The organism is Mesorhizobium sp. ES1-6 (assembly GCF_020164775.1).
In the GTDB taxonomy this organism is placed as follows: Bacteria; Pseudomonadota; Alphaproteobacteria; order Rhizobiales; family Rhizobiaceae; genus Mesorhizobium.
This window is the reverse complement of the sequence record NZ_JAIUGU010000013.1, coordinates 31603-53803: the sequence shown is the minus strand read 5'-3', so window position 1 is coordinate 53803 and position 22201 is coordinate 31603. Positions and strand designations below refer to the sequence as shown.

Annotated in this window: 24 protein-coding genes; 19 read left to right on the top strand and 5 right to left on the bottom strand. The window is 64.0% G+C overall.

Annotated elements, in window-relative coordinates; translation table 11 throughout:
- The first annotated feature begins 11 nt into the window (after positions 1 to 11).
- Entirely contained in the window at positions 12 to 1028 is a 1017-nt protein-coding gene (locus tag LB564_RS25745; protein ID WP_224541924.1) for a zinc-binding alcohol dehydrogenase family protein, read from the top strand.
- Positions 1029 to 1036: 8 nt separating this feature from the next.
- Here LB564_RS25745 and phnF read toward each other — a convergent pair whose 3' ends face one another.
- Positions 1037 to 1786: a phosphonate metabolism transcriptional regulator PhnF gene (phnF, locus tag LB564_RS25740; protein WP_224541922.1), complete on the bottom strand. Its 750-nt coding sequence runs from the start codon at positions 1784 to 1786 to the stop codon at positions 1037 to 1039.
- Positions 1787 to 1904: 118 nt separating this feature from the next.
- Here phnF and phnG point away from each other — a divergent pair, with 118 nt between their 5' ends.
- The 13 genes from phnG to phnE (LB564_RS25675) all read left to right on the top strand — a co-directional run bounded on the left by phnG (position 1905) and on the right by phnE (LB564_RS25675) (position 12537).
- On the top strand, positions 1905 to 2366 hold the full coding sequence (gene phnG / locus LB564_RS25735) for a phosphonate C-P lyase system protein PhnG (protein WP_224541921.1): 462 nt from the start codon (positions 1905 to 1907) through the stop codon (positions 2364 to 2366).
- Entirely contained in the window at positions 2366 to 2977 is a 612-nt protein-coding gene (gene phnH / locus LB564_RS25730; RefSeq protein WP_224541918.1) for a phosphonate C-P lyase system protein PhnH, read from the top strand. The genes phnG and phnH overlap by 1 nt, the downstream gene beginning before the upstream one ends.
- Before the next feature lie 2 nt (positions 2978 to 2979).
- Positions 2980 to 4092, top strand: a complete 1113-nt coding sequence (locus LB564_RS25725) for a carbon-phosphorus lyase complex subunit PhnI (RefSeq protein ID WP_224541917.1) — start codon at positions 2980 to 2982, stop codon at positions 4090 to 4092.
- Positions 4089 to 4346 carry a hypothetical protein gene (locus LB564_RS25720; protein ID WP_224541915.1) on the top strand — a complete coding sequence of 86 codons (258 nt, stop codon included), beginning with the start codon at positions 4089 to 4091 and terminating at the stop codon, positions 4344 to 4346. The genes LB564_RS25725 and LB564_RS25720 overlap by 4 nt, the downstream gene beginning before the upstream one ends.
- Positions 4347 to 4351: 5 nt before the next feature.
- Positions 4352 to 5233, top strand: coding sequence for an alpha-D-ribose 1-methylphosphonate 5-phosphate C-P-lyase PhnJ (locus tag LB564_RS25715; protein ID WP_224541913.1), 882 nt, complete (start codon positions 4352 to 4354; stop codon positions 5231 to 5233).
- Entirely contained in the window at positions 5230 to 6006 is a 777-nt protein-coding gene (gene phnK / locus LB564_RS25710; RefSeq protein ID WP_013892928.1) for a phosphonate C-P lyase system protein PhnK, read from the top strand. Before LB564_RS25715 ends, phnK begins: the two co-directional genes overlap by 4 nt.
- A 2-nt stretch (positions 6007 to 6008) precedes the next feature.
- On the top strand, positions 6009 to 6716 hold the full coding sequence (gene phnL, locus LB564_RS25705) for a phosphonate C-P lyase system protein PhnL (RefSeq protein WP_140704048.1): 708 nt from the start codon (positions 6009 to 6011) through the stop codon (positions 6714 to 6716).
- The gene (locus LB564_RS25700) at positions 6713 to 7351 is read left to right on the top strand and encodes a DapH/DapD/GlmU-related protein (RefSeq protein ID WP_224541911.1); all 639 of its coding nucleotides are present in this window, start codon (positions 6713 to 6715) and stop codon (positions 7349 to 7351) included. The genes phnL and LB564_RS25700 overlap by 4 nt, the downstream gene beginning before the upstream one ends.
- Before the next feature lie 85 nt (positions 7352 to 7436).
- On the top strand, positions 7437 to 8147 hold the full coding sequence (locus tag LB564_RS25695; protein ID WP_224541909.1) for a DUF1868 domain-containing protein: 711 nt from the start codon (positions 7437 to 7439) through the stop codon (positions 8145 to 8147).
- A 129-nt stretch (positions 8148 to 8276) separates the two neighbouring features.
- Entirely contained in the window at positions 8277 to 9134 is an 858-nt protein-coding gene (gene phnC, locus LB564_RS25690) for a phosphonate ABC transporter ATP-binding protein (RefSeq protein ID WP_224541906.1), read from the top strand.
- A 111-nt stretch (positions 9135 to 9245) separates the two neighbouring features.
- On the top strand, positions 9246 to 10154 hold the full coding sequence (phnD, locus tag LB564_RS25685; RefSeq protein WP_224541905.1) for a phosphonate ABC transporter substrate-binding protein: 909 nt from the start codon (positions 9246 to 9248) through the stop codon (positions 10152 to 10154).
- 55 nt (positions 10155 to 10209) lie between these two features.
- The gene (gene phnE, locus LB564_RS25680) at positions 10210 to 11166 is read left to right on the top strand and encodes a phosphonate ABC transporter, permease protein PhnE (protein ID WP_140704038.1); all 957 of its coding nucleotides are present in this window, start codon (positions 10210 to 10212) and stop codon (positions 11164 to 11166) included.
- Positions 11167 to 11169: 3 nt separating this feature from the next.
- Positions 11170 to 12537, top strand: a complete 1368-nt coding sequence (gene phnE / locus LB564_RS25675; protein WP_224541903.1) for a phosphonate ABC transporter, permease protein PhnE — start codon at positions 11170 to 11172, stop codon at positions 12535 to 12537.
- Positions 12538 to 12799: 262 nt separating this feature from the next.
- Here phnE (LB564_RS25675) and LB564_RS25670 read toward each other — a convergent pair whose 3' ends face one another.
- The 3 genes from LB564_RS25670 to LB564_RS25660 form a co-directional block, all read right to left on the bottom strand.
- Positions 12800 to 13651 carry a sugar phosphate isomerase/epimerase family protein gene (locus LB564_RS25670; RefSeq protein ID WP_224541901.1) on the bottom strand — a complete coding sequence of 284 codons (852 nt, stop codon included), beginning with the start codon at positions 13649 to 13651 and terminating at the stop codon, positions 12800 to 12802.
- 228 nt (positions 13652 to 13879) lie between these two features.
- The gene (locus LB564_RS25665) at positions 13880 to 15067 is read right to left on the bottom strand and encodes a Gfo/Idh/MocA family protein (RefSeq protein WP_224541900.1); all 1188 of its coding nucleotides are present in this window, start codon (positions 15065 to 15067) and stop codon (positions 13880 to 13882) included.
- A gap of 52 nt (positions 15068 to 15119) precedes the next feature.
- Positions 15120 to 16175 carry a sugar phosphate isomerase/epimerase family protein gene (locus LB564_RS25660; RefSeq protein ID WP_140704030.1) on the bottom strand — a complete coding sequence of 352 codons (1056 nt, stop codon included), beginning with the start codon at positions 16173 to 16175 and terminating at the stop codon, positions 15120 to 15122.
- 399 nt (positions 16176 to 16574) lie between these two features.
- On the opposite strand from LB564_RS25660, the gene LB564_RS25655 reads away from it, so the two are divergent.
- Genes LB564_RS25655 through LB564_RS25635 form a run of 5 tightly spaced genes read left to right on the top strand, consistent with a single transcriptional unit; the run spans position 16575 to position 20841 of the window.
- Positions 16575 to 17462 carry a sugar phosphate isomerase/epimerase family protein gene (locus LB564_RS25655; RefSeq protein WP_224541897.1) on the top strand — a complete coding sequence of 296 codons (888 nt, stop codon included), beginning with the start codon at positions 16575 to 16577 and terminating at the stop codon, positions 17460 to 17462.
- A 59-nt stretch (positions 17463 to 17521) separates the two neighbouring features.
- Positions 17522 to 18691: a mandelate racemase/muconate lactonizing enzyme family protein gene (locus LB564_RS25650; protein ID WP_224541895.1), complete on the top strand. Its 1170-nt coding sequence runs from the start codon at positions 17522 to 17524 to the stop codon at positions 18689 to 18691.
- Between the two features lie 2 nt (positions 18692 to 18693).
- On the top strand, positions 18694 to 19410 hold the full coding sequence (locus tag LB564_RS25645) for a FadR/GntR family transcriptional regulator (protein WP_140705000.1): 717 nt from the start codon (positions 18694 to 18696) through the stop codon (positions 19408 to 19410).
- 2 nt (positions 19411 to 19412) lie between these two features.
- Positions 19413 to 20405, top strand: a complete 993-nt coding sequence (locus tag LB564_RS25640) for an NAD(P)-dependent oxidoreductase (protein ID WP_411910197.1) — start codon at positions 19413 to 19415, stop codon at positions 20403 to 20405.
- Positions 20406 to 20445: 40 nt separating this feature from the next.
- Positions 20446 to 20841, top strand: coding sequence for a hypothetical protein (locus tag LB564_RS25635; protein ID WP_224541893.1), 396 nt, complete (start codon positions 20446 to 20448; stop codon positions 20839 to 20841).
- A gap of 41 nt (positions 20842 to 20882) precedes the next feature.
- On the opposite strand, the gene LB564_RS25630 is transcribed toward LB564_RS25635, so the two are convergent.
- Positions 20883 to 22178 carry an amidase gene (locus LB564_RS25630; RefSeq protein ID WP_224541891.1) on the bottom strand — a complete coding sequence of 432 codons (1296 nt, stop codon included), beginning with the start codon at positions 22176 to 22178 and terminating at the stop codon, positions 20883 to 20885.
- Between the last annotated feature and the right edge of the window lie 23 nt (positions 22179 to 22201).

Here is a 22201-nt window from a genome sequence, read left to right as displayed (position 1 = left end):
TGGATCAAAGCATGAAAGCCGTCGTCTGCCGCTCGCCCGGCGACCTAGTCGTCGAAGACCGCCCCGCCCCTGGCGCGCCGCCTCCCAGCTGGGCGCTGGTGGCGGTCAGCCATGTCGGCATCTGCGGCACCGATTACCACATCTTCGAGGGCAAGCACCCGTTCCTCGCCTACCCCCGCATCATGGGCCATGAAGTGTCGGGCACCGTGATCGGGACAGGCGAAGGCGTCGGCCTCGACATTGGCGAGCCGGTGATCATCAACCCCTATCTTTCCTGCGGCAAATGCATCGCCTGCCGGCACGGAAAACCCAATTGCTGTGTGCGCATCGAAGTGCTCGGCGTCCACCGCGACGGCGCCATGTGCGAGCAGATCCTTGTGCCGGCACAAAACCTCTATCCCACCAATGGCCTGTCGCTGGCCGACGCCGCCGCCGTCGAATTCCTGGCCATCGGCGCGCATGCCGTGCACCGCGCGCGTTCCGAGCCCGGCGCCCGCACGCTGGTCATCGGCGCCGGTCCGATTGGGCTTGGCACCGCCATCTTCGCCCGCATTGCTGGGCTCGAGGTCAGCTTGCTCGACATGAGCAGCGAAAGGCTGGGCTTCGCGGCAAGCGAATTCGGCTTCTCGATCCTTGACGGCTCACAGACACCCGTGTCCGATCTGGTGCGTGATGTGACATCAGGCGAAGGCTTCGACGTGGTCTTCGACGCCACCGGCAACACCCCCTCGGTGCAATCGGCCTTCGCTCATGTCGCGCATGGCGGCACGCTGGTGCTGGTCAGCGTCGTCAAGGACGACATCGTCTTTTCCGACCCCGAGTTCCACAAGCGCGAGATGACCCTGGTTGGCAGCCGCAACGCCTTGCGCGCCGATTTCGACCACGTCGCCGCCTCGATCCGCGACGGCGCCGTGCCGCTGGCCAAGCTCGTCACCCACCGCACCACGCTCGAAGGAACGCCAAGGGATCTCGCACGCTGGGCGCACGAAAAGTCGGGCCTGATCAAGGCCGTGATCGAGATCGGATAGCCAGGGCGTTACAGTGCCGACAACTTCAGCTCCACTCGCTCCGCGGGAAAACGCGACTCCGAGAACTGGATCGGCTGGCCGTCGGGCGTGACGTTGACCGCCACGGCGACCAGCACGATGGCGCCCGGCTGCAGGTCGAGATCGGCGAGATCGGCGGCGTCCGCATGGCGGGCCGACAGCACGGTCGATTGCCTCAGATAATCGTCGACACCGAAACGGGCGAGCGAAGCGGTGATCGACCCGGTTTGCGCCATCGCCTTGTCGATGCCGGCGAAGCGCCTGGCCTCGAACCAGGCGGCAGCGCGCGACACCGGCCGGCCGTCGGCCTCGCCGCGTGTCTCCAGCCGGATCACCTCGCTGCCACGGGCCAGACCGAGCCCCTCGGCGACGCGCGGGCTGGCGGGCTCGATCGATGAGGCAAGCAACACGATGTGGCGCTCCGACGTCTGACCCTGCAGGCCTGTCGAAAAGCGCGTGCGCGCGCCGATCGGGTAGGACAGCCGCTTGCGCGACAAGACGAAAGTGCCACGCCCCTGCTCGGCCCGCAGCACGCCCTCCTGCACGAGGGCGGATATGGCGCTGCGCACCGTGTGACGGTTGACGCCATAACGTTCCGCCAGTGCGACCTCGGGCGGCAGCGCGGCGTTCTCGGCGAAATCGCCTGTGGCGATCGCTTGCAGGATCCTATCGGCGATCTGGCGCCACAGCGAGACGCCGCTGCGCCGCTCGATGCTGTCGGCCACATCATGTCTCGTCATGTTTTTGCCCCGCGGCCAATCCTGTCACGCACCCGTCATGGACTCGCGCTAGGTAATATGTATAATTTGTATAGTTGTCTATATCAATAGACAAATTTGGCAACGAGGAAATCAGTCGATGCGAGGACAGGAAGCCCGCGACCAGGCCGAGCGCAAGGCCGCCATGGCCACCTTGGCGCAATCCAGCGGCGACGACATCGTGCGGCTCTGGAACGAGGCAGGTCTGCCATCGCAAGCCGACATGCTGCGCGGCCCCGAGACCGGCCTGGTCACGCTGCGTGGCCGCATCGGCGGCGGCGGCGCGCCCTTCAATGTCGGCGAAGCGACCGTCACCCGCGCCACGGTCCGGCTGCCGTCAGGACAGGTCGGCCATTGCTACGCGCTTGGCCGCGACAAGCAGAAGGCGAAGCTCGCGGCCATCGCCGACGCTCTCTGGCAGGACCCTGCCCGCCGCGCCGAGGTCGAGACCAGGCTCATTGCACCCTTGCGCTCGGTCCTGACCGTTGCCCACGAAAAACGCCGCGCCGAGACGGCGGCGACGAAGGTGGATTTCTTCACCATGGTTCGCGGAGAAGACTGATGGATATCGCAGCGCAATCGATCGAGGGCGGCTTCGCCGATCCGGTGTTCAATGCCCAGACCGTTTTCCGCGCGGTCATGGATGCGATGGCGCGGCCGGGCAGCGTGCAGCCTTTGCCCGCCCTGGCCCGCCCGCCGGCGCCGCTGTCGGCTACATCAGGCGCCATTGCGCTGGCACTGTGCGACAACGACACGCCGCTCTGGCTCGACCCGGCCCTGCACGTCTCCGCGGCGATCGGCTCTTGGCTTGGTTTCCACACCGGTGCGCCACTGGCCAACACACCGGCCGACGCGCATTTCGCATTTATCGCCACACCGGCCGAGATGATGGCGCTCGACGGCTTCTCACAAGGCACGCAGGATTATCCCGATCGATCGACGACGCTGATCCTGCAGGTCGGCGACCTCATTTCGGGGACCCCGCTGTTGCTTGAGGGCCCCGGCATCGAAACCAGCGCCACGATCGCGCCGGCGCGGATGCCGCGCCATTTCGTCGAGCAGTGGAAGCAAAACAACCAGCGCTTTCCACGCGGCGTCGACATCGTCCTCGCCACATCGGACGGCATAGCCTGCCTGCCGCGCACGACGCGCATCAAGACGATGGAGGCTTGACCATGTATGTCGCGGTAAAAGGTGGCGAAGCCGCCATTGCCAACGCTCACAGCCTGCTTGCCGACCGTCGGCGCGGCGACCGCTCCGTGCCGGCGCTTCGCCTCGACCAGATCGTCGAACAGCTGGCGCTCGGCGTCGACCGGGTGATGAGCGAAGGCTCGCTCTACGACCGTGAACTGGCGGCACTCGCCATCGTTCAGGCGCGCGGCGACATGATCGAGGCGATTTTCCTGGTGCGCGCCTATCGCACCACATTGCCGCGCTTCGGTTACACCAGACCGATCGACACCAGCGCGATGCTGGTCGAACGGCGCGTCTCGGCGACCTACAAGGATCTTCCTGGCGGCCAGCTGCTCGGTCCGACTTTCGATTACACGCACCGCCTGCTCGACCCCGAGCTGGCCGCCGGCGCCGATGTCGCCGAACCGTTGCAGCGCGCCGGCGAGGCCGAGCCCATGCCGCGTGTCTCGGCCATCCTCGCCCGCGAAGGCCTGATCGAGCCCGATGGCGACATGCCTGGCGATCACATTCCCGGCGACATCACCCGCGAGCCGCTGGAATTCCCGATGGCGCGCGACATCCGCCTGCAGGCACTGTCGCGCGGGGACGAGGGTTTTCTGCTGGCGCTCGGCTATTCCACGCAGCGCGGCTATGCCCGCAACCATCCCTTTGTCGGCGAGATCCGCATTGGCGAGGTGGAGCTTGAGCTTGACGTTCCCGAGCTGCCCTTCGCGGTGCCGCTCGGCACGGTGCGGGTCACCGAATGCCAGATGGTCAACCAGTTCAAGGGCTCGGCCAAGGCGCCACCACAATTCACCCGTGGCTACGGCCTCGTCTTCGGCCAGAGCGAACGCAAGGCGATGGCCATGGCGCTCTGCGACCGGGCGCTACGCGCCTCCGAGCTCGGCGAGGACATTGTCGCCGCAGCCCAGGATGAGGAGTTCGTCATCTCCCATTCCGACAACGTCCAGGCGACCGGCTTCGTCGAGCATCTGAAGCTGCCGCACTATGTCGATTTCCAGGCCGAACTCGACCTCGTGCGCCGCATGCGCGCCGAATACGAGGCCCGCGAAAATCCAGCAAAGACCGAAGAGAACCGGGAGGCGGCGGAATGACCCTAGCTGCCACCATGCCCGCCGTCGACGCCGCCATGGCCACCGGTCCCGCTATAGCCCGAAGCGCCGGCCACGGTCTCACCCTGCGCGCCGTCCTTCGGCGCGGGCAAAACCATGCTCCGAAGGACAAAGGCAACTGCGCCGATAAAAAGCAGCAGCAGGATTCCAAGGTGCATCCATCCGGCAGCGGTCATCTGAAGCTGTCCCGTTTCCAGCATCCTATCAGTCAAATTCCTAGCACGAAGCGGATGTGATCGCCATGACCGACATCGCCACCTACAACTTCGCCTATCTTGACGAACAGACCAAAAGGATGATCCGCCGCGCCATCCTCAAGGGCATCGCCATTCCCGGCTATCAGGTGCCGTTCGCCTCGCGCGAAATGCCGATGCCCTATGGCTGGGGCACCGGCGGCGTCCAGGTCACCGCCTCGATCATCGGCCCCGATGACGTGCTGAAGGTCATCGACCAGGGCGCCGACGACACCACCAACGCGGTGTCGATCCGCGCCTTCTTCAAGAAGGTCGCCAATGTCGCGGTGACCACCGACACGGCCACCGCCACCATCATCCAGACCCGCCATCGCATCCCCGAACATCCGCTGACGGCGGGCCAGGTGCTGGTCTACCAGGTGCCGATCCCGGAGCCGCTGCGCTTCCTCGAGCCCCGCGAGACCGAAACGCGCAAGATGCACGCGCTGGAGGAATACGGCCTCATGCATGTCAAGCTCTATGAGGACATCGCCAAGCACGGCCGCATCGCCACCACCTATGCCTATCCGGTGAAGGTCGAGGGCCGTTATGTGATGGACCCGTCGCCGACGCCGAAATTCGACAATCCCAAGATGCACCGCTCGCCCGCCTTGCAACTGTTCGGCGCCGGTCGCGAAAAGCGCATCTACGCCGTGCCGCCCTTCACCGATGTCGTCAGCTTGGACTTCGAGGATCATCCGTTCGAGGTACAGACCTTCGACCAGCCCTGTGCGCTGTGCGCCGCCGAGAACGTCTATCTCGACGAGGTCATCCTCGACGACCATGGCGGCCACATGTTCGTCTGCTCCGACACCGACCATTGCGAGAAGCGGCGTGAAGAGGGCCATCGCGGCCATCTTGCCCCCGAGATGATGGAGCCGGCACAATGACCGACGAACCGCTGCTGCGTGTCTCGGCGCTCTCCAAATTCTACGGCTCGCGCGTCGGCTGCGACAACGTCTCCTTCGACCTGTGGCCGGGCGAGGTTTTGGCAGTCGTCGGTGAATCCGGTTCCGGCAAGACCACGCTGCTCAACTGCCTGTCGACGCGGCTGCTGCCTTCGTCGGGCACGGCCAGCTACCGCATGCGTGATGGCCAGTTCCGCGAGCTCTACCGCATGAGCGAGGCCGAGCGCCGCTTCCTGATGCGCACCGACTGGGGTTTTGTCCATCAGAACCCGGCCGACGGCCTGCGCATGACGGTGTCGGCCGGCGCCAATGTCGGCGAGCGTCTGATGGCGGTCGGCGACCGCCATTACGGCAAGATCCGCGCCACCGCGGTCGACTGGCTGTCGCGCGTCGAGATCGAGCAGGACCGCATCGACGACGAACCGCGCGCCTTTTCCGGCGGCATGCGCCAGCGCCTGCAGATCGCCCGCAACCTCGTCACCGGTCCACGGCTGGTGTTCATGGATGAACCGACCGGCGGTCTCGACGTCTCGGTGCAGGCCCGCCTGCTTGACCTCTTGCGCGGACTGGTCACCGATCTTGGCCTTGCCGCGATCGTCGTCACCCACGACCTCGCCGTAGCCCGGCTTTTGTCGCAACGCATGATGGTGATGAAGGATGGCCGCGTCGTCGAAAGCGGCCTCACCGACCGCGTTCTCGACGATCCCCGCGCGCCCTACACGCAACTGCTCGTCTCTTCCATTCTGCAGGTGTAACGATGCCGACCCCTCTCGTTGTTTCCGACGTCGCGAAAAGCTTCACCATGCATCTGCGCGACGGCATCAAACTGCCTGTCGTCTCCGGCGTCTCCTTCTCCATCAAGGCGGGCGAATGCACCGTGCTCGGCGGCCCCTCCGGTGCCGGCAAGAGCTCGATCCTGAAGATGCTCTACGGCAACTACGCCGTCGACGAAGGCCAGATCATCGTCACGCACGAAGACGGGCTGATTGACCTGGCCCACGCCAGTCCTCGCACCGTACTTGCCATACGTCGGCAAACGATCGGCTATGTCAGCCAGTTCCTGCGCACCGTGCCGCGCGTCTCGGCGCTCGACGTGGTCGCCGAACCGCTGGTCGAGCGCGGCGAGGAGCGCGAGACGGCAAGAGGCAAGGCACGGACCTTGCTGGCCCAGCTCAACCTGCCGGAAAAGCTCTGGATGCTGCCGCCGGCAACCTTCTCAGGCGGCGAACAGCAGCGCGTCAACATCGCGCGCGGCTTCATCACCGAGCATCCGATCCTGCTGCTCGACGAGCCGACCGCATCGCTCGACGCCACCAACCGCGACGTGGTGATCGAACTCATCGCCGCCAAGAAGACGGCGGGCGTCGCCCTGCTCGGCATCTTCCACGACCATGATGTGCGCGAGGCGGTGGCCGACCGCATCATCGACGTCACCGCCTTCGCCCCGGGAAAACTCGCCGCATGACCAGGAAACTGTCGGAAACACCGCTGGTCCACCCGACGGCGGAGGTGCACAACTCAACGCTCGGCCGCTGGACCGAGATCGCCGACCGCAGCCGGGTCTCGGAAAGCGAACTCGGCGACTATTCCTACATGATGCAAGACTGCGCCGTCTGGTGCGCGACGATCGGCAAGTTCGCCAACATCGCGGCAAGCGTGCGCCTCAACGCCACCAATCATCCGACCTGGCGGCCGACGCTGCACCACTTCACTTATCGCGCGTCAGACTATTGGGACGACGCCGAGCATGAGAGCGAATTCTTCGCTGAGCGTCGCGCCAAACGCGTCACCATCGGCCACGACACCTGGCTTGGCCACGGCTCGACCGTCCTGCCCGGCGTCACCGTCGGCGACGGCGCGGCGGTTGGCGCCGGGGCGGTGGTGTCGAAGGACGTCGCGCCCTACACGATCGTCGCCGGCGTGCCGGCAAAGCCGATCCGCGAGCGTTTCGACCGCCGCACCGCCGAGCGCTACCAGGCGCTTGCCTGGTGGGACTGGGACCACGCCAGGCTGCGTGCTAGCCTTGAGGATTTCCGGGAATTGACCGCCGAGGCATTTTTGGAGAAATACGAAGGAAGTGCGTCGGGCAAAGAGGCATAGCCCTCACATCATCGTCATATCGCCGGCCTGTTCATATCCCTGACACAGGACTCGTACAGGAGGCGATCTCCCCAAGGAGATCGCCATGCTCGACACCGTCAGACCCTCGCTCACTGGATTCTTTGCCGGCTCCAATCCGACGCCGCCAGTGCATCTCGGCACGCGCTACGACGCGTCGGGCAATTTTCTCCTGGAACCTGGCAACACCGTCGTCAGTCATCTGGTCAGCGGCTCACCCTCGGAAGCCGTGGTGCTCGCTGTCCGCGATCGGATGATGGCCATGCCGGACGCCGACCGCCTTGCCTTCACGCCGATCTCCAGCCTGCACATGACGCTGTTCCAAGGCATCATCGAATATCGCCGCCGGCTGCCCTATTGGCCGTCCGACGTGCCGCTCGACACCAGCATCGACGCCATGACCCGCCTCTACCTCGAACGCCTGAAGGGCTTCCAGGGCGCCGGGCCGTTCAACATCAAGGTGGTCGAGATCGTGCCGACCGGCCTCACTGTTGCCGGCGCGACCGACGAGGACGTGCGCATCATGCGTGAATGGCGCGACGCGCTCGCGGTGCCGTTCGGCTACCGGCACCCCGACCATGACGCTTACGTCTTCCACATCACCTTCGCCTACCAGATCCAGCGTCTCGCCGACGACAGGGCTGCTGCCTGGCGCGCGCTTTTCGACGAGAGTTTGGCGCTTTTCGGCCGGGAGGCCCCGGTGATCGAGATCAAGCCGCCTGCCTTCTGCGCATTCCGCGACATGAAGCATTTCGAGGAATTGCTGATGCTCGGCTGATCGCCAGCAGGACGCGGCCGTCGTATCTGTGGAGCGTAACAAAACTGACATGCTGGCGACATGGCAGGTTCATGTGGCTGCGTTAGGCGAGTGCCTGACGATCAATATGGACCGGACTGGAACCAGCCCATGTCAGCAAGCTCTGCCACGCTCGAAATCCGCGGTGTCAGCCGACGATTTGGCAAGAACACCGCCGTCAGCGACGTCAGCATCTCGATCCCACAGGGGCAGATGGTCGGCGTCATTGGTCGTTCGGGTGCCGGCAAATCAACTCTTCTTCGCATGATCAACCGTCTTGTCGACCCCAGCCAGGGGTCGATTTTTTTTGACGGCGCCGAGGTTTCGCAATTGCGCGGCTCGCCGCTGCGGCGCTGGCAGCGCGACTGCGCCATGATCTTCCAGCAGTTCAACCTGGTGCCGCGCCTCGACGTCCTGACCAACGTGCTGCTTGGCAAGCTGAACCACCGTTCCACCCTGTCCAACCTTCTGGGCATGTTTTCGCGCGCCGAGTGCGCTGAAGCGGTCGCCGCGCTCGAGCGGCTCGACATCGCCCGTACCGCTCTTCAGCCCGCCGGCACATTGTCGGGTGGACAGCAGCAACGCGTCGCCATCGCGCGCGCCATGATGCAGCAGCCCAAGGTGATCCTCGCCGACGAGCCGATCGCCTCGCTCGACCCGCTCAACGCCAAGGTGGTGATGGATTCGCTGCAGGACATCAATCTGCGCGAAGGCATCACCGTCGTCACCAATCTGCACACGCTCGATACCGCCCGCACCTATTGCAACCGCATCATCGGCATGGCCGCCGGCAAGGTCGTCTTCGACGGGCCGCCGGAGGAACTCGACCGCGAAGCCGTGCGTCTCGTCTATGGCGCCGACAGCAATGGTGGCGAGATATCCGAGGTCATCACCTCCACCAGCGTTGCCTTCAAGCAGAAGATCGCCGCATCCGCCGGACCGCTCGAACCCGCATACCCGGGATACTGAGCCCATTACGGGCCAATGGCGAGCAGCCTGGATCGTCCGCCCGCGTCAAGGGCACTTGTCAAGATCAAGAACGCTGCCGGCGCGGGGCCGGAACTTACAGGAGAGACATCAATGTTCAGGAAGATGGTTTTCGGCGCCGTTTCGGTGCTCGCCATGGCCACCAGCATGGCCCACGCCGCCGACATGAAGGAATTTCGCGTCGGCATTCTCGGCGGTGAAAACGAAACCGACCGGCTGCGCAACTACCAGTGCCTGGCCGACCACCTGAAGACCGAATTCGGCTTCGAGAAGGTTTCGCTGTTCCCCGCCGCCGACTATGACGGCGTCATCCAGGGCCTGCTCGGCGGCACGCTCGACTTCGCCGAACTCGGCGCTTCCGGCTATGCCAGCGTTGTCCTGAAGGACCCGAAAGCCGTCACCCCGATCCTCACCACCAAGCAGACCGATGGCGCCACCGGCTACTATTCGATCGGCCTGGCGCTGAAGACCTCGGGCATCACCGACATCAAGTCGGCCAAGGGCAAGAAGCTCGGCTACGCCGATCCGGATTCGACCTCCGGCTACCTGATCCCGCTGACCCAGATTCCGAAGGAGACGGGCGCTTCGAACGAAACCTTCTTCGCTTCGACCCAGTTCAACGGCGGCCATGAGAACAACATCCTGGCCGTGCGTGACGGCAAGGTCGACGTCGCCGTCGACGATTCCTCGGGCATCGGCGACTTCAAGAACGGCTTCACCTCCGGCACCTTCCACAAGGTCGTCGCCAAGGGCGCCGTCGACCCGAACGACTTCGTCGAAGTCTGGCGCTCGGGCCTGATCCCGAACGGCCCGCTGGTCGCGCGCACCGCGCTGGGCGACGACATGACCGCCAAGCTCACCGCCTTCTTCACCGACCTGCCCAAGAAGGACAAGGCTTGCTTCGAAGGCGTCGAAGGCGGCGATTTTACCGGCTATGTTCCGGTGAAGCCGGACTTCTACAACGTCATCGTCGAAGCCCGTAAGGCAGCCATCGGCGGCTAACGGCGAAATCGAAACGGGCGGCACCTCGGGTGCCGCCCTTTTTGCATCTCCGATCATGACCCTTTCCGTGACAGCCCCTTCCGGCGCCACCCACCAGATGGCCGATGCCTGGCGACGCCAGACGTCGCTGCGCCGGTTCTATACAGTGCTTGGCGTCGGCCTGCTGCTTGCCGCCATGTTCGCCAGCATGTGGTTCGCCGACGAAGCCAATGCCGGGCACTTCTTTGACCGGCTGCCGCATATTCTGGATTTCCTGAGCTGGCTCATTCCCAAGGACTGGAACGACGTCTGGCGCGCCCTGTTCGACATGGCCTCGCCACATGACACCGGCACCCAGGAATTCAACTTCCCGCTCGGCCGCGTCTATGTCTGGGGCGGCTTCTACATCCCCGAATATTTCGAGCTGATGATCACCACCGTGAACATGGCGTTGGTCTCGACCTTCATCGGCTTCATTTTCGCGGTGCCCTTTTCCTTCATCGCGGCGCGCAATCTGACGCCGCATCCGGCACTGAGGCAGATCGTCAAGCGCTTCATGGAATTGCTGCGCGCCTTTCCGGAAATCGTCATCGCCGGCCTGTTCGCGGCCATCGTCTCGACCGGTCCGATCGCCGCCATCATCGCCATCGGCCTGCATTCGATCGGCGCGCTGGGCAAGCTGTTCTATGAGATCAACGAGAACATCGACATGCGGGCCGAGGAAGGCCTGCGCGCGGTCGGTGCCAACTGGTTCGAGCGGGTTCGTTTTGCCGGCCTGCCGCAGGTTCTGCCCAATTTCATGTCGTACACGCTGCTGCGCGTCGAGATCAACGTCCGTGTCTCGACCATCATCGGCGCCGTCGGCGGCGGCGGCATCGGCGAGGAGCTGAAGCTCTCCATCTCACGCGGCTTCGGCGCCAAGACGCTGGCGCTGGTGCTGCTCCTGTTCACGACCATCTTCATCATCGACCAGTTCTCCGCCTGGCTGCGCCGCAAGCTTGTCGGTGAGCAAGCCTTTATGATGGGGGCGTAGATCATGGCGACCATGACCGCCGAACAGATGCTGCCGATCGAGGAGCGCTACCCGCAGATATTCCGGCGGCCGCTGTACAAACGCTTCACGCCGCTGCTCATGTTTGCCGGCATTCTGCTCTACCTCATCTATGTCCTGTGGTTCTTCAGCCTGCCGCAGGTGCTGCGGGACTCGCACTGGGAACGTTTGCCGCTCTTCCTGACGCAATGGATCAGCTACGACCTGCAGCCGGAATTCCGCCTCGACCAGCCTGAGATCACACCGAAATACCCGCGCTTCTCGGCACTGGGCGAGAACCCTGATCCCGACTGGGTGATCAAGAACGCGAATGGCACCTACACCATCCTGATCGATGGGCCGGCTAAGTCCGTCACCTTCGACAAGACCCAGGCGACCATCGTCGCCAACGGACAGACAATTCCCGTCGCTCTGACTGGCGGCAAGCCGGTGGTATCAGGCCCGGTGCCGGACTGGGTCACCGTGCATGACGACGAAATCGTCGCCAAGATGGGCTTCGTCGGCGAGGTGCGCGTCACCGTCGACCGCGTCAAGGTGCGCAAGCGCTTCCTAGGCTGGGCGAATTTTGTCTTCGACACCCGCTCGCCCTTCTTCGGGAAGTCCGCGAGCGAGGTGATCTCGCTGATCATATCCGGGCCTGAGTTGAAGCCGGGCACCTCGAACCTGGCGCTGGCCGGCGACAACATCTGGAACAACGCCCAATGGCAGCATGGCGATGTCTGGACGAAGCTCTTGCAGACCATCGTCATGGCGTTCCTCGGCACGTTGCTCGGGGGCATCGTCGCCTTCCCGCTTGCCTTCTTCGCCGCGCGCAACATCACGCCGAGCGGTGTGCTGAGCCAGGGGCTCAAGCGCTTCTTCGACTTCATGCGCTCGGTCGACATGCTGATCTGGGCCCTGTTCTTCACCCGCGCCTTCGGCCCCGGTCCATTGGCCGGCAGTGCCGCGATCTTCTTCACCGAGATCGGCACCCTCGGCAAAGTCTATTCGGAAGGTCTGGAGAACATCGACGACAAGCCGCGTGAAGGCATCACGTCGACCGGCGCCAATGGCCTTCTGGTGCAACGTTATGGTGTGATGCCCGAAGTCATACCCATCTTCATCAGCCAGACGCTCTACCAGTGGGAATCCAACACCCGCGGCGCCACCATCATCGGCGCCGTCGGCGCCGGCGGCATCGGCCTGAAACTGTGGGAAGCCATGCGCACCAACTCCAATTGGGCCAACGTATTCTACATGGTGCTGTTGATCCTGCTCGTCGTCTTCATTTTCGACAACATATCCAACTTCCTGCGCCGCCGGCTGAGCCGGACGATCCACGACTACAACCGGATCCAGGCCGAGCGGGGGTAGCTCGTCCTGTGGTGCACAATTGGGCGAGGTCGGCGGGACAGCACCCCCCTCTGGCCTGCCGGCCATCTCCCCCGCAAGGAGGGAGATTGGCAGCTTCATTGACGGCATTCTTCTTGCAACGTTGGTGATTGGCGAGAGTAAAACGTACAGCCGATCTCCCCCCTTGCGGGGGAGATGTCCGGCAGGACAGAGGGGGGTGTGAAGGATCACGGCGGTGGGTGTTGGGCGGCCTTGCTCCGTCCCACCATGACGAAGGGAGGCTCTAAGCCGCCTTCTTCCACCCGCTCCGGATATGCTTATACCCGTCCCGATACACCGCTTCCGGCGTCTCGGAAAAATCGCGCCACACCTTGGTTGCCGCCGCCAGATCCTTGAGCGAGCGCCCGAACGCCTCGATGGTCAGCCAGTCATCATAGCCGCTCTTGCGGATCGCCGCGAAAGTCTCTTTCCACGGAATGTTGCCGCGCCCCGGCACGCCGCGATCGTTCTCCGATATGTGGATATGCACGACATTGCGGCGGTGCTTCGTATAGGCGCCGATCGGGTCGGTCTCCTCGATATTGGCGTGGAAGGTGTCGTACATCGCCTTGATGTGCGGCCGATCGATGGCGTCGATATGTTCCGACAAGTCGGCCATGGTGTTGAGCAGATAGCATTCGAAGCGGTTCAGGGCCTCGAGCCCGATGGTGACACCCCGTTTGCCGGCATGGTCGCCGATAGCGCGCTGCGAGGCAACCGAGCGCTTCTTTTCGGCGGCAGTCGGCCCGGATCCGGAAAAGGCGCCAAGCGTCGAATGCAGCGGACCGCTCAATGTCCGCGCACCGAGCGCATCGGCGCAATCGATGGCCCATTTCATATAGTCAATACCGGCCTTGCGCGTTGCCGCGTCGGCCGAGATCAGATTCATTGACGGATCGCCCATCGCCGAGACCGCCGTGCGCTCCAGCCCGATGCGGTCGAGCAGGTCGCCGAGCTTTCTGTAATCATCCGGCGCACCGGCAAAGACCGGTATCTCGACCCCGTCGAAGCCCGTCGCCTTGATGTTCCGCAGCAGCGCCTCGTGCTTTTTCGAGACGCTGGTCGTCCATAAGAACATGCACATGCCGATTTTCATCGACGCCCTCCCCCTCATTTGATGGCGCGTACTGGCTGTCCCGTCAGCTTCGCGCAAACTCCCCCTCATCCGGCCGCTTCGCGGCCACCTTCTCCCCGAGGGGAGAAGAGACTTAGCGTCGGCGCCACCTCCTCCTCTCCCTTGGGGGAGAGATCGGATTGCCCCGAATTGTCCTTTGCAATTCGGCCGGCAATCCGGGTGAGGGGGCCTTCTTTACCCACCGCGCGGCTAAAGCTTCGTCCACGCCCCATTCTTCTTCGACGACTTCACGCAAGCCTCGATGAAGGCCATGCCCTCGACGCCATCCTGAATGGTCGGGAAGACGACATCCTTTGCCGGCTTGCCGCCCTTCTTGCGCGCCGCGCGGATCGCCCGCGCCGCCTCCTGATAGATGTTGGCGAAGCCTTCGAGATAGCCCTCGGGATGACCCGACGGTACGCGGCTGACGCGGCCCGCCACCGGCAGGGCGCCAGCGCCGTTGCGGGTGATCAACTGCTTGGGCTGGCCGAACGGCGTGTACCAGAGATAGTTGGGATCGGCCTGCACCCATTCCAGCCCGCCCTTAGAACCGTAGATGCGCAGCTTCAGGCCATTCTCATGACCGGGCGCCACCTGGCTCGCCCAGATCATGCCCTTGGCCGGATGCGTTTTTCCCGTCGGCTTGAAACGCAACATGACGTTGACGTTGTCGTCGAGCAGCCGACCCGGGACGAAAGCATCGAGATCGGCCGAGAGCGAATCGAGCTCGAGCCCGGAAACGAAGCGAGCGAGATTGTAGGCATGGGTGCCGATGTCGCCCAGCGCACCGCCGGCGCCCGCCTGCTTGGGATCGCCGCGCCACGACGCCTGCTTCTGGCCGGTGGCGGCGAGGTCCTCGGTCAGCCAGTCCTGCGGATATTCCGACTGCACGATGCGGATGTCGCCAAGCACGCCCTTGGCCACCATCTCGCGCGCCTGCCGCACCATCGGATAGGCGGTATAATTGTGGGTGAGCACGAACACCTTGCCGGTCTTCTCGACGACCGCCGCGAGCTTCTTGGCTTCGGCCAGCGTCGTCGCCAGCGGCTTGTCGCAGATCACATGGATGCCTGCCTCCAGGAAGGCCTTGGCCGCCGGCACGTGGACATTGTTCGGCGTGACGATGGCCACCGCCTCGATGCCATCCGGGCGCTTCGCCTCGGCCTTGGCCATTTCGGCGTAGGACGCGTAGCTGCGCGAGGGATCGAGCCCGAGTTCGGCTGCCGAGGCTTTCGCACGGGCCGGGTCGGACGACAGGGCGCCCGCAACCAGCACGAAATCATTGTCCAGGCGTGCCGCGATCCGGTGCACCGCGCCGATGAAGGCGCCTTGCCCGCCGCCGACCATGCCGTAGCGGATCGGGCCGCCTCCCGTTTCCGACTTCGATGCGCCTACCATGTTTTTCTCCCTCGTATGAAATACCCCTCCCCAAGGGGGAGCGAAATCGGTGTCAGATTCCCATCATGGCGCGCAGCAGCTTCTTGTCCGTCGTGCCGGCGGCAAAGTCGTCGAATGCCTTCTCGGTCACCCGGATGATGTGGTGCTGGATGAAGGGCGCCCCTTCGGCGGCACCATCCTCAGGATGTTTCAGGCAGCACTCCCACTCCAGCACCGCCCAGGAATCGTAATTGTACTGCGTCAGCTTGGAGAAGATGCCGCCGAAATCCACCTGCCCGTCGCCGAGCGAACGGAAGCGGCCGGCGCGGTTCGTCCAGCTCTGGTAACCGGAGTACACGCCCTGCCGGCCGGTCGGATTGAACTCGGCATCCTTGACGTGGAACGCCTTGATCCGCTCGTGATAGATATCGATGAATTCGAGATAGTCGAGCTGCTGCAGCAGGAAGTGCGAAGGGTCGTAATTGATGTTGCAGCGCTTGTGTCCGCCGACAGCGTCGAGGAACATCTCGAAGGTCGCCCCATCGAACACGTCCTCTGAAGGATGGATTTCGTAGCCGACATCGACACCATTGTCCTCATAGACATCCAGGATCGGCTTCCAGCGTTTGCCAAGTTCGCCAAAGGCTTCCTCGATCAGTCCGGCGGGCCGCTGCGGGAAGGGATAGAGGTAAGGGAAAGCCAGCGAGCCGGTGAACGATACCGAGACATCGAGCCCCAGATTGCGCGATGCCTTGGCGCCGAATTTCATCTGTTCGACAGCCCATTCCTGCCGCGCCTTCGGATTGTTGTGCACCGATGGCGGCGCGAAGCCATCCATCTGCGCGTCATAGGCCGGATGCACCGCCACCAACTGCCCCTGCAGATGCGTCGACAATTCGGTGATCTCGACCCCGGCGTCAGTGCAGATGCCCTTCACCTCATCGCAATAGGCCTTGGAAGACGCCGCCTTCTTGAGGTCGAACAGGCGCGCGTCCCAGGTCGGGATCTGCACGCCCTTGTAGCCGAGACCGGCGGCCCATTTGGTGATCGACGCCAGCGAATTGAACGGTGCGGCATCGCCCGCGAACTGTGCCAGAAACAGTCCAGGGCCCTTCATTGTCGTCGGCATCGGCATCCTCCTCGTTTATCGCGACCAAGCATAGCGCCTGATGGAAGCAGGGCCAGTCACTTTGGTCTTATCGCGTCGGACGCTCCGCCGACGCCGCCATTCTGGTATGACCAAATTAGGCAATCTGGTCAAGCCTCGGAATGCACTGAAAAGGCGCTCCGCGAGGGCGAAATAACGGCATATATCGCAATGTAATCAACAAACTAATCCGCCTTGAAAGTTGCGGAGCCTCGGTTGTTGCCGTCTCGAAGAATTTGCTGTAGACCTCAATTCAGGCCCAATTGGTCTAACCAGTTTGCAAGAAAAGGCTGGGGATGCGTTGGGGAGGAACCCTTGCGTCGTCTTTCGGCGATGCATGTCGAAGGCAAACCATACGGACGAATCCGGGAAGGACAGACCATGCATCTTTCGACGCACAACTGGATGCGCGCGGAACCGCTTGAGACGACGCTGAAGCGCATCAAGAAATTCGGCTATGAGTCGATCGAGATTTCCGGCGAGCCCGAGCAGTACAAGACCAGGGAGACGCGGGCGCTGCTGAAGGAGCATGGCATTCGCTGCTGGGGGGCGGTGACCTTGATGCTGGGTGAGCGCAACCTCGCCGCCCGGGACCAGGGCCAGCGTGAACGCTCCGTGCAATATGTCAAGGACGTGCTGACCATGGTCGGCGAACTCGATGGCGAGATCATCACGCTGGTTCCGGCAACCGTCGGCAAGGTGGTCCCGGACGGCACCGAGGAAGAGGAATGGAAGTGGGTGGTCGACGCGACTCGCGAATGCTTCACTCATGCCAAGAAGGTCGGCGTCAAGATCGCCGTCGAACCGCTCAACCGCTTCGAAACCTATCTGTTCAATCGCGGCGCCCAGGCGCTGGCGCTGGCTGACGCGGTCAGCCCAGAATGCGGCGTCTGCCTCGACGCCTACCACATCCACATGGAGGAATTTAACGTGCATGACGCCATCCGGCAGGTCGGAAAGCGCCTGTTCGATTTCCATGTCGCCGACAACAACCGCTTCGCCGCCGGCCTCGGCCAGATCGACTGGCCCAGGATCGTCGCGACCTTGAAGGAAGTCGGCTATGACGGCGCACTGACCAATGAGTTCGTCGCCCCGGTCGATCGTACGCCGGCGGCACCCTATCCCGACATGGTCGAGCGTCACCCGGTCGATATCTCGCCCGAGCAGCTGAAGTTCATCCAGGATCACGGCTCCAGCGTGCTGACGGAGAAATTTTACACCGACCAGATGCGCATCACCGCCGAAACGCTGCTGCCGCTGATCAAGTAGTCGATTGCCTCTGGGAAATCTGCCCTTCCGCCCGGCCGGCGGCAGGGTTGGGGAAAAACATGCGCATCAAGACCGTCCAAGCCTGGTGGGTCCGCGTCCCGATCGAAGCCGCGAAGCAGCATCGCAGCGACTTCGGCCAGGTGATGACCTTCGACGCCGCCATCCTGCGCATCGAAACCGATGACGGGCTGGTCGGCTGGGGCGAAGGCAAGAACGCCGCCGGCAGCGCCGGCAGCTACGGCGCCCTCGTTCACATGCTGAACCAAGAAGTCGGGCCGCAATTGATCGGCCGCGATCCGGCCGACATCGGCGTCATCTGGGAGATGCTCTACAACGGCGTGCGCCACGAGAGTGCCGCTTACGCGGGCCACGCCATGCCGCAGCTGGCGCGGCGCGGCATGAGCGTCGCCGCCATCAGCGCCGTCGACATCGCGCTCTGGGACATCCTGGGCAAATCGCTGGGCCAGCCGGTCTGGCGGCTTCTCGGTGGCCGCAAGGTCGATCGTATGCAGGCCTATGCCTCCGGTGGCTGGGCATCGGCCGATGCCATCGGCGAGCAATTGAAATCCTACATCGCCAAGGGCGGCTTCAAGGCGTTGAAGATGCGGGTCGGCGCCATGGATGGCGCGGCGCACATTTCCGCCGCCCGCGTGCGCGCCGCGCGCCAGGCGCTCGGCCCCGATGTCGAGCTGATGGTCGATGCCCACGGCACCTATACGGTCGCCGAAGCCAAGCGCTTCATCCATCTCGTCGGCGATCTCGACCTCGCCTGGTTCGAGGAGCCCGTGATCGCCGACGACAAGCCAGGCATGGCCGAAGTGCGCGCCGCCGGCACCGTTCCAATCGCCACCGGCGAAAGCGAGGCGACGCGCTATGCCTTCCGCGACCTCGCCGTGCTCAAGGCAGCCGACATCTTCCAGCCGGACCCGGCCTTCTGCGGTGGCATCAGCGAGGCAATGAAGATCGGCACCATCGCCAGCGCCTTCAATTTGCGCTTCGCGCCGCATCTATGGGCCGGCGCGCCATGCTTCTTCGCCGGGCTGCATGTCTGTGCCGCATCGCCTTCGAGTTTCACGGTCGAATATTCGCTCGGCGCCAATCCGATGATCCACGATCTGGTCGAAGAGACTGTCGAAGCCAGGGACGGTATGATAGCGATCCCGGAAAAGCCCGGATTGGGATTCACCGTTTCGGAGCGATTCCTGGAGGCGCACGCGCAACGCTGTTGACGATGAAAGAAAAGAACCTTCTCGCGGAACTCGCCGCCTATCTGTTCTCCCACTCGGACAAGGAGACCGGACGCACGCCATCGGAACGTGAACTGGCGGAGCATTTCGCCGTCAGTCGCGGCCAGATCCGTGAAGCACTCGCCATTCTCGAGGCCATGCGCATCGTCGAGCGCCGCGCCAAATCAGGCATCTATGTCGACACCAAACAGGCCAGCGTCGAGGCGCTGGCGCTGTTCGCCCGCGCCGGCCTGCCGCTCGATCCGCTGCAGATCTATGAAACGGTCGAGTTGCGCAAGATCCATGAGATCAAGGCGGCCGAACTCGCCTGTTCACGTGCCACCGAGGAGAATTTCGAGCGGCTGCGCGAAATCTTGAAGGCGTCCGAGGAGCGTATCGCCGCTGGCGAAGGCTTGGCCAAGGAAGACCGCGAATTCCACCTCGAAATCGTCCGCGCCACCAAGAACAGCGTCTTCCACAACATCTGCAGCGTCTATTATCTGATGGGCGAGCAGCGCCTGCCGATCTACTTCAACGACCCCGAACGCAGCGTGCGCTCGCATGCCGAGCACGTGCAGATCTACGAGGCGCTGCTGCGCCGCGACGGCAATCTCGCCCAGGCGCTGATGAGTGCCCATCTGCAGGGCGCGGAGAGCTATTGGAAGGGGTTGATCGAGGGCAAGGCGGCCGCGCCCGCGAGTCCGGCGCTCGAAAAGGCCTGACCGTGGCTCAGACCGTGCCAAAAATCCTGTCGACCCATCCGCTGCACCCACGCGCCTCGGCCAAGCTCGCCGGCGCCGGTCAACTCGTCATCGCTTCAGCGCTCGATGCCGTCACCTTGGCCACGGAGGCGAAGGACGCCGACATCGTCATCGTGCGCGCGCCGCTGCCGCCGGCGCTGTTCGAGGGCGCCTGGAAACTCAGGGCCGCGATCCGCCATGGCGCCGGGCTCGACATGATCCCGATGGAGGCAGCCTTGGCAGCCGGCGTGCTCGTGGCCAACGTGCCGGCGGTCAATGCCCGCTCGGTCGCCGAGCATGTCATGTTCACCGCACTCGCCCTGTTGCGGCAGTTCCGCAGGGTCGACCGCGACCTGCGCGCCAAGGGTTGGCTCGCCGGCCGCGAGCATGCCAATTCCAACATCGAACTCGCCGGCAAGACCATCGGCATCGTCGGCCTTGGCGCCGTCGGGCAAGCGGTCGGTCACATCGCCGCGCACGGCTTCGACCTGAAAGTGGTGGCGACGACGCGCAGCATGCAGCCGGCGCCGGAAAAAGTCGGTTTCCTGTCGATCGACGCGCTGGTCGAGCAGAGCGATATCATCGTTCTCTGCTGCCCGCTGACGCCGGAGACACGCGGCCTGATCAGCCGCGAGCGCATCGCCCGCATGAAACCCAACGCACTGCTGATCAACGTGTCGCGCGGGCCGGTGGTCGACGATGACGCGCTGATCGATGCCTTGCGGGAGCGCCGCATCGGCGGTGCAGCGCTCGACGTTTTCTCGACGCAGCCGCTGCCGTCGAACCATCCCTATTTCGGCTTCGACAATGTCATCATCACCCCGCATATGGCGGGCATTACCGAAGAATCGATGATGCGCATGGGCGTCGGCGCCGCCAGTGAGGCCCTGCTGGTGCTGGCCGGCAAGCTGCCGGTCAATCTGCGCAATCCCGAAGTGGTCGATCACTACTGGCGGCGGTTTCCAAACCAGATATAGCAATCGCGGTTTCGCCCCATTTCTTGGCGACCTTACGGCCATGTCCGGTCTTCGCCACGCTTTTCTGGCTGCCACCGCTCTCCTGGCCTGCGCCTCGCCATCCTCGGCAATGGCCGAGAGCAGCTATGTCTATTGCGACAACGGGCTGCGCTGCTTCAAGGCGCCCTGCCCATCGAACAGTGCGCTCAACCTCGCCACAGGCAAGATCATCAAAGGTGTCTCGATCGACACCAGCCGATTGCCGCCGAAGGACAAGGCGATGACCGATGCGTCCGACGTGCTTTACGCCGGCAAGATCGTCGTCAGGGGATCTATCGAACATCGAACCCGGACCTTCACCGGCAAGGACTACAGCCTGCCTTGGCTGGTCGCGACGAGCATCGTGCGCACCGCCAACGACAGTGAGCGCAAGCACTGCTTCTCACGCAAGCAATGATCGCCAAGAGCATGCTTCCGGCCTGAAGCGGAACAGAAATGTCAGGAGGCCAGCAAAGCCTCCACCGACGCGGCGATCCTCAACAAGCGGCGGTCATGACCGTTGCGCGCGACCAGCATCAAGCCGGCAGGCGACGTCATGGCTGGCATCGGCAATGAGATCGCACAGAGGTCGAACTGATTGGCGACCTGGGTGTTGCGCAACAGCAGCCCTTCGGTGCGCTCGCGCAGTTCGGCATCCTCGGCCAGGGAAGCGATGGTCGGCGCCGTCACCGGCGTGGTCGGCAACGCCAGCACGTCAACCGACGCCAGCCGCTCATCCATGGCGGCGGCCAGCGCGGAACGGCGGCGCAGCGCCCTGATATAGACCGGAGCCGTCAGCATTGCCGCCCGCGACAAAGGCCCGCTGACATGCGGGTCGACAGCCACGGGTGCGCCGGTCGCCAGCCAGTCGGCATGCACTTCGGCTCCTTCCATGGCCGCGATCGAACCGCGCTTGGTGGCCGTGCGCAAATCCGCGATCAGATCGTCGATCGACAGCTCCGCAATGTGTGCGCCGGTCGCCCCGATCCTGCCAAGACAATGCTCGAAGGCCGCGGCAACCTCGCCTTGCGTGTCGCCGAAAAGAACGCCGCGCGGAATGCCAATGCGAAGCCCGGCGAGTGGAATGGCCGCCAATTCGTTGGGCACCTCGCCGGCCATCACCGCGTCGGCGGCTGCGCATTGCGAGACGGTTCGGGCGAGCGGACCGACCGAGTCCAATGTGCCCGAAAGCGGAAAGGCGCCGGTCAGCGGCACGCGCCGCGCCGTTGGCTTGAAGCCGACGACGCCATTGAGCGCCGCCGGAATGCGGATCGAGCCACCGGTGTCGGATCCGATCGAGATGTCGCTTGTGCCCTCGCCAACAGACACGCCGGCGCCCGAGGACGAACCGCCTGGAATGCGCCTAGGGTCGACGGCATTGCCTGGCGTTCCGTAATGCATATTGTCGCCGATCGCGGTGAAGGCGAATTCGGTCATGTTGGTCTTGCCGATGATGACAGCGCCGGCCTGGCGCAACCGGCCGACGATTGCCGCGTCTCGCAAAGCGGGCGCGGCGGTCTTGCGCATCAGCGAGCCGGCCGTGGTCGCTTCGCCGGCGACATCAAGCAGATCCTTGATCGAGACGATGGTGCCGTCGAGCGGGCCGAGCGTCACGCCCGCTCGTTTGCGGGCCTCGCTGGCGTCAGCCGCGGCCCGTGCGGCTTCGGCATAAAGCTTCGTGAAGACCTTCTCGTCGGCCGCACGGTTGGCAAGACGTGACAGGATGTTTTCGAGATGGTCGCGGATTGATTGCATGTCGATGTCGGACTCCGCCAGGA